Below are 6,234 nucleotides of genomic sequence, written 5' to 3'. Positions count from 1 at the left end.
TACAAGGGAAAACGCCCGCAATTGGGCAAGCGGGTATATGTAGACCCCTGCGCGACATTGGTGGGCGATATCGAGCTGGCTGACGATGCCAGCATCTGGCCCATGGTGGCGGCGCGGGGGGATGTAAACCATATCCGCATCGGTGCCCGCAGCAACATTCAGGACGGCACGATGCTACACCTGACCCGCAAGAGCGCCAGCAATCCGACCGGCTATCCACTGCTGATCGGTGAAGATGTCACGGTCGGCCATAAGGCGATGCTGCACGGCTGCACCATCGGCAACCGGGTGCTGGTCGGCATGGGTGCCATTCTGCTTGATGGCGTCGTGGTCGAAGATGATGTGATGATCGGAGCCGGCAGTCTGGTGCCGCCGGGCAAGCGACTCGAGTCAGGCTTTCTATATATAGGGAATCCCGTCAAACAGGCTCGCCCGCTCAAACCGGCCGAGCTCGCCTTCCTCAAAACCTCGGCGGACAACTATGTCCTGCTCAAGGATGAGTATCTGCAAGAGACGTTATAGGAACGGCAGAGATGAAGAAGCCCGGCATGATGCCGGGCTTCGCTTCTTATATAGCTATATAGCCGTGCAGAACGGCTGACCGGAAATCAGTGGGCCTGATCCCAGTTGTCACCGGTACCCGCTTCAACCAGCAGCGGCACATGCAGTTCGGCTGCGGCCGACATCTTCTCCTTGATGATGGCGGTGTACTCCTCCAGCTTCTCTTCGCGGATCTCGAACACCAGTTCATCGTGTACCTGCATCAGCATGCGGATCGACTCATCCTCGATACCGCGGATCCAGCTATCCACGTTGATCATGGCGCGCTTGATGATATCGGCGGCCGTGCCCTGCATCGGGGCGTTGATGGCGGCCCGTTCGGCAGCCTTGCGCAGACCGGCGTTGCGGGACTTGATATCCGGCAGATAGAGGCGACGACCAAACAGGGTCTCGACATACCCCTGGGCTTCCGCCTGCTGACGGGTGCGCTCCATATACTCCAGCACGCCCGGGTAGCGCTCGAAGTAGAGATCCATGTACTTCTGCGCTTCGGCACGACCGATCCCCAGCTGCTTGGCCAGACCGAAGGCACTCATGCCGTAGATGAGGCCGAAGTTGATCGCCTTGGCACTGCGGCGCATGTCGCTGGTCACCGCCTCGAGCGCCACCCCGAACACCTCGGCGGCGGTCGCCTTGTGGATGTCCTTGCCTTCGGCGAAAGCGGTCAGCAGACCCTTGTCGCCGGAGAGGTGCGCCATGATGCGCAGCTCGATCTGGGAGTAGTCCGCCGCCACCAGCTTGTAACCGGCGCACGGGATGAAGGCCTGCCGGATGCGGCGCCCCTGTTCGTTGCGCACCGGGATGTTCTGCAGGTTGGGATCAGATGATGACAAACGGCCCGTAGCCGCTACCGCCTGATGATAGGAGGTGTGCACCCGCCCGGTCTGCGGCTTGATCATCAGCGGCAACTTGTCGGTGTAGGTGGACTTGAGCTTGGCCAGACCGCGATGTTCCATCAGCAGTTGCGGCAGCTCATAGGTCTCCGCCAGCTCGGCCAGCACCTCTTCTGCGGTGGACGGTGCCCCCTTCGGAGTCTTTTTGATGATCGGCAGGCCCAACTTGGTGAAGAGGATCTCCCCCAGCTGCTTGGGCGAAGAGAGGTTGAACTCCTGCCCGGCCAGCTCATGGGCCTGCTTCTCCAGCTCCGCCAACCGCAGCTCGATCTCCTGGCTCTGCTGGTGCAGCAACTTGGGATCGATGGTGGTGCCGAGCAACTCCATCCGCGCCAGCACTGGCAGCAGCGGCAGTTCGATCTCGCTGAATACCCTGGCAAGGCCCGGTACGGCCTCCAGCTGACCCCAGAGGGTCTGGTGCAGACGCAGGGTAATATCGGCATCTTCCGCCGCATAGGGGGCCGCCTGCTCCAGCTCGATCTGGTTGAAGGTGAGCTGTTTCACTCCTTTGCCGGCGATATCTTCAAAGGAGGTAGTCTCGACCCCGAGGTAACGCTTGGCCAGCGAATCCATGTCGTGGCGGCTGGCGGTGGAGTTGAGCACGTAGGACTCGAGCATGGTGTCGTAGGCGATACCTTGCAAGTCGATGTCATGGTTGAGCAGCACGTTGCGGTCGTACTTGAGGTTCTGCCCCACCTTGAGACGGGTCGGATCTTCCAGCAGCGGTTTGAGCTTGCCGAGCACCACGGCCTCGCTCAGCTGTACCGGCGCCCCCAGATAGTCATGGCCAAACGGCACATAAGCAGCCTTGCCCGGCTCAACCGCGAAGGAGACGCCAACAATCCGTGCCTCCATATAATCGAGACTGGTGGTTTCGGTATCGAAGGCAAACAGCGGTGCCGCTTTCAACTGTTCCAGCCAGCCGTCAAACTCGGCTTCGTCCAGAATGCAGCGGTAGTCGGTTTCGATGGCGGCAACCGGAGTGGTGTTGTCATCGCCAGCGTCGCCCTGTCCGGCGCTCTCGCTCCCCTCTTCACCACCGGATTCCAGCTCCTTGATCAGGTTGCGCAGCTCGTATTCGCGATAGACCGCCAGCAGGGACTCCTTGTCGACCGGCTTGAGCAACAGCTCTTCCAGACTCTGTTCCAGCTCGACATCGGTCTTGATGGTCGCCAGTCTATAGGAGAGACGAACCTGCTCCTCCTGCTCGCGGAACTTGTCGGCGAACGCCTTGGAGCCACGGAAGCCGAGGGCAGCCACCTTGTCGAGGTTGGCGGCAATCTCGTCGATGCTGCCAATCCCCTGCAGCAGGGCCAGTGCGGTCTTCTCGCCGACACCGGTCATGCCGGGAATGTTGTCGACCTTGTCACCCATCAGGGCCAGGTAGTCGATGATGAGCTCGGGCGGTACGCCGAACTTCTCGATCACCCCTTCCCGATCAGTCTTCACATCTTTCATGGTGTCGATCAGGGTGACATGGTCGGAGACCAACTGCGCCATGTCCTTGTCACCGGTGCTGATCAGTACCGGCAGCTGCTTCTCGGTCGCCTGGCGGGCCAGGGTGCCGATCACGTCGTCTGCCTCGACGCCTTCGACCATCAAAAAGGGGAATCCCATCGCCTTGATCATCTGGTGGATAGGCGCAACCTGGCTGCGCAGATCGTCCGGCATGCTGGCGCGGGTCGCCTTGTACTCGGGATAGATGTCGTCGCGGAAGGTCTTGCCCTTGGCATCAAACACCACGGCCACATGACAGTCAGGATATTGCTTGCGCAGGCTGCGCATCATGTTGGCCATGACACGGACGGCGCCGCTCGGCAAACCGGTCGATGTGCGCAGATCGGCCTGCTGGGAGGCGAAGAAGGCGCGGTAAAGATAAGAGGAGCCGTCGACCAGAATAAGGGGGTTGCTAGGGGCCATGAAATCGTCCTGCCAGAGATAAACAGCCGCTAGGATGCCACAGGGCCCCCCTCACACCAAGGGGCGCAGCAACAGCACACAGCGCCCGATAAAGGGACTCAATCTGTGGATAACTCTGTGTTCAAAAATGGGGCGCATCAGAGCACACAGTGATAAAACTGTGCATAAGAATATAAAAAGCCATTAAAAACAATGTGTTGAGATCGCAAAAACCGATCGTGAGACAGTTAGAATGATCTCGATCAATGTGGAAAAAGATTTAAGGGAGTAGGTACGGCAGGATCCAAAACGAAACAATCCTAGCACAGCAAGATGACTTGACCAGCGGAGGGCGAGCGATAACCATACAAAAGTACAACAATCCATCCTGGCTCACATTTTCAACAACGAGGAGTTTGCCATGAAAAAAGTGGCCGTGATTTTGAGTGGCTGCGGTGTCTTTGACGGGGCCGAAATCCACGAGGCCGTCATCAGCCTGCTGGCGTTGGCCCGTCAGGGAGCCGCCGTCCAGTGCTTCGCCCCGAACGTGGCGCAGCTCCATGTCATCAACCACCTGACCGGTGAAGTGAGCGAGGGGGAGAGCCGCAATGTGCTGGTCGAAGCGGCCCGTATCTGCCGTGGCCAGATCAAGGATGTGGCCGAGCTGGATGCGGCCGACTACGACGCGCTGCTGGTGCCCGGCGGCTTTGGCGCGGCCAAGAACCTGTGTGACTTCGCTATCAAAGGAGCCGAGTGCCAGATCCAGCCCGATGTGCTGAAAGCGTGTCAGAGCTTTGCCAACGCCAACAAACCGGCCGCCTATATCTGCATCGCCCCCGCCATGATCCCGCTGATCTATGGCGCCGGGACGCTGGCGACCATCGGCCATGACGAAGGCACCGCCAACGCCATCGAGGCGATGGGTGGCAGCCATCTCAACTGCCCGGTCAACGAATTCGTGGTGGATCAGGAGCGCAAGGTGATCTCCACTCCGGCCTACATGCTGGCCAACAACATAGTCGAAGCGGCAGACGGCATCGAGAAGACAGTCAAGCAGCTGCTGGCGCTATAATCCTCACCCAGCCAAAAACAGACGGGCCGCTCATGGAGCGGCCCGTTTTCAATTCTGCCTGAAGGCGATGAGTTAGATGGTTTCGCCCATTTGATCCATTTTACCCAGCAGGGCACGCAGACGCTCCTGCCATGCAGTGTGCTCGTTGCGCAGCTGATGGTTCTCGTCTTGCAGCTTGCTGTTCTGCTCTTTCAGCTCGTCCAGCTCCATCTTCAGCAGGGAGATGTTGTCGACAGCGGATTGTACTTTGGATTCGAGTTGCTCAAGGACTTCTAGTGACATATGCATACCTGTTTGTTCAATTGCGATGCCCCACAGAGGGCGATTCAAGCGCGTGAAGCCAGCATACCCCGAGCGCATCGGCACAAACAAGCCAGTGCGCTGTAAAATGCGCCTTCCATAGATGTATTGTCTAAATATGCGTCTATTTTTCTCGCATCCTGCGCCCGAGCCGCGACAACACACTGAACCGTGCGTAAAAGACCCCGCCGCCCGCGCATCATTTGCCCCCTCCTGACGGCGCCGCCGTTATCCATGCAAGGCGATATAAGCCCCCAGCAACAGACAGGCGACGACATACATCAGCAGGCCATAAAGCAGGTTCCAGCGCAGGATCAGCCCGGCACTGAGGTTGTAGCGGGAGGCCAGCGCCAGATTGGAGCCGGAGAGCGGACTGGTGCCGGTGGCAAGCCCCCATCCCAGCAGGAAACACATACCTAGCAGGCTGGGATCCGGCGCCAGCGGCCAGAGCAGCGGCGCCAGCCCGGAGATACTGATGAGCGGATGCACCCCAACGATGGCCACCAGCAGGATCAGCAGCAGAGTGAGGGATGCCTCAAGCCAGCCAAAGTGGTTGAACAGTGGCAGGCCATGACCGGCACCGAGATCGATGACCGACAGCGCGCTGTTGATGCCTGCCGCCAACAAACCGGCCCCCAGAAACAGCACCAGCTGACCGCCGATGGCGGGAAAGCGTTCCACCACCTGCCGCTTGAGGGCCGCCTTGCGCCCGACCCTAGGCATAAAAAGCAGCGCCAGCAGCGGGGCCACCAGCGCGATCACCGCCAGAATGCCGAGCTGGGGCCAGACCTGCTTGATGAGCAGTACCAGCAGCGCCAGCGTGACCGGCAACCCCAGGGTCTGCAGCCGCAGCGGATAACCGGCAAAGTCGGCCACTCCGATCCTCTCCACCTGCCAGGCAGTCAGCCCCATCGCCAGCAAGGCGGCGAGGATCCCGAACGGCAGAATATGGGAGAGCTGCAAGCCCGGCGCATAGGTGAGCGCCACCGCCATGGCGACAAAGAAGGGTGACCAGAAGGCAGCGGCACAGAAGATCCGGCTCAGCACCATCACCTGACGCCGCTCCAGGGTGCCATTGCGCTCCAGCCGATCGCCGATGATGAACAGCACCGAGAGGTTGATGACCGCCCCCAGCAGATTGAGGCTGGCCATAGTGCTCCACAGCCCCTTGCGTCCGGTCCAGGAGGTGGTGCCGGTCAAGAGACCTGAGGTGGCGAGGTTGAGGGTGCTCACCGCGGCAAACATGGTGAGCATATTGATGTTGGGCAGCAGCCAGTCACCGGCGGTGAGGGTCGCGCCCTGCCACCAGGAGAAGAAGAGCAGCCACAGCGCCGCGCCATACAAGGCCAGCGCCTGCCGCTTGGCGGCCCCCACCAGCCAGGGCCAGGTGAGCAGTGATGCCCCCCAGGCCGCCATGGCCGCTGGCCAAGGGGAGAGTCCCAGATAGAGATGGAGCAGGTTGAGCAGCCACATCCCCAAAATCAGATAACCCGACCAGCGTTTGGCCAT

5 protein-coding genes are annotated in these 6,234 nt (G+C 60.2%); 2 read left to right on the top strand and 3 right to left on the bottom strand.

Annotation, left to right across the window (positions count from 1 at the left end; translation table 11 throughout):
• The coding region (locus tag G5171_RS19770; RefSeq protein WP_421251549.1) for a gamma carbonic anhydrase family protein at positions 1-522 on the top strand (522 nt) is incomplete at its 5' end.
• Positions 523-608: 86 nt separating this feature from the next.
• On the opposite strand, the gene polA is transcribed toward G5171_RS19770, so the two are convergent.
• Complete coding sequence (gene polA, locus G5171_RS19765) at positions 609-3,374, bottom strand: DNA polymerase I (protein ID WP_421251550.1); 2,766 nt, start codon at positions 3,372-3,374, stop codon at positions 609-611.
• A 400-nt stretch (positions 3,375-3,774) separates the two neighbouring features.
• Here polA and elbB point away from each other — a divergent pair, with 400 nt between their 5' ends.
• Positions 3,775-4,425 carry an isoprenoid biosynthesis glyoxalase ElbB gene (elbB, locus tag G5171_RS19760; RefSeq protein WP_005357423.1) on the top strand — a complete coding sequence of 217 codons (651 nt, stop codon included), beginning with the start codon at positions 3,775-3,777 and terminating at the stop codon, positions 4,423-4,425.
• Between the two features lie 72 nt (positions 4,426-4,497).
• On the opposite strand, the gene G5171_RS19755 is transcribed toward elbB, so the two are convergent.
• Positions 4,498-4,707, bottom strand: a complete 210-nt coding sequence (locus tag G5171_RS19755) for a cell division protein ZapB (RefSeq protein WP_005339554.1) — start codon at positions 4,705-4,707, stop codon at positions 4,498-4,500.
• Between the two features lie 246 nt (positions 4,708-4,953).
• Complete coding sequence (locus tag G5171_RS19750) at positions 4,954-6,234, bottom strand: hypothetical protein (RefSeq protein WP_421251551.1); 1,281 nt, start codon at positions 6,232-6,234, stop codon at positions 4,954-4,956.

Source organism: Aeromonas sp. 600774 (genome assembly GCF_049175075.1).
Classification (GTDB): domain Bacteria; phylum Pseudomonadota; class Gammaproteobacteria; order Enterobacterales; family Aeromonadaceae; genus Aeromonas; species Aeromonas veronii_A.
Note: the sequence above shows the minus strand (reverse complement) of the source record. Positions and strands in the feature narration are given on the sequence as shown.

Bases quoted from the DNA above. Each gene is read 5' to 3' on its own strand.
- polA (WP_421251550.1), bottom strand. From the start codon at position 3,374: ATGGCCCCTAGCAACCCCCTTATTCTGGTCGACGGCTCCTCTTATCTT.
- elbB (WP_005357423.1), top strand. From the start codon at position 3,775: ATGAAAAAAGTGGCCGTGATTTTGAGTGGCTGCGGTGTCTTTGACGGG.
- G5171_RS19755 (WP_005339554.1), bottom strand. From the start codon at position 4,707: ATGTCACTAGAAGTCCTTGAGCAACTCGAATCCAAAGTACAATCCGCT.
- G5171_RS19750 (WP_421251551.1), bottom strand. From the start codon at position 6,234: ATGGCCAAACGCTGGTCGGGTTATCTGATTTTGGGGATGTGGCTGCTC.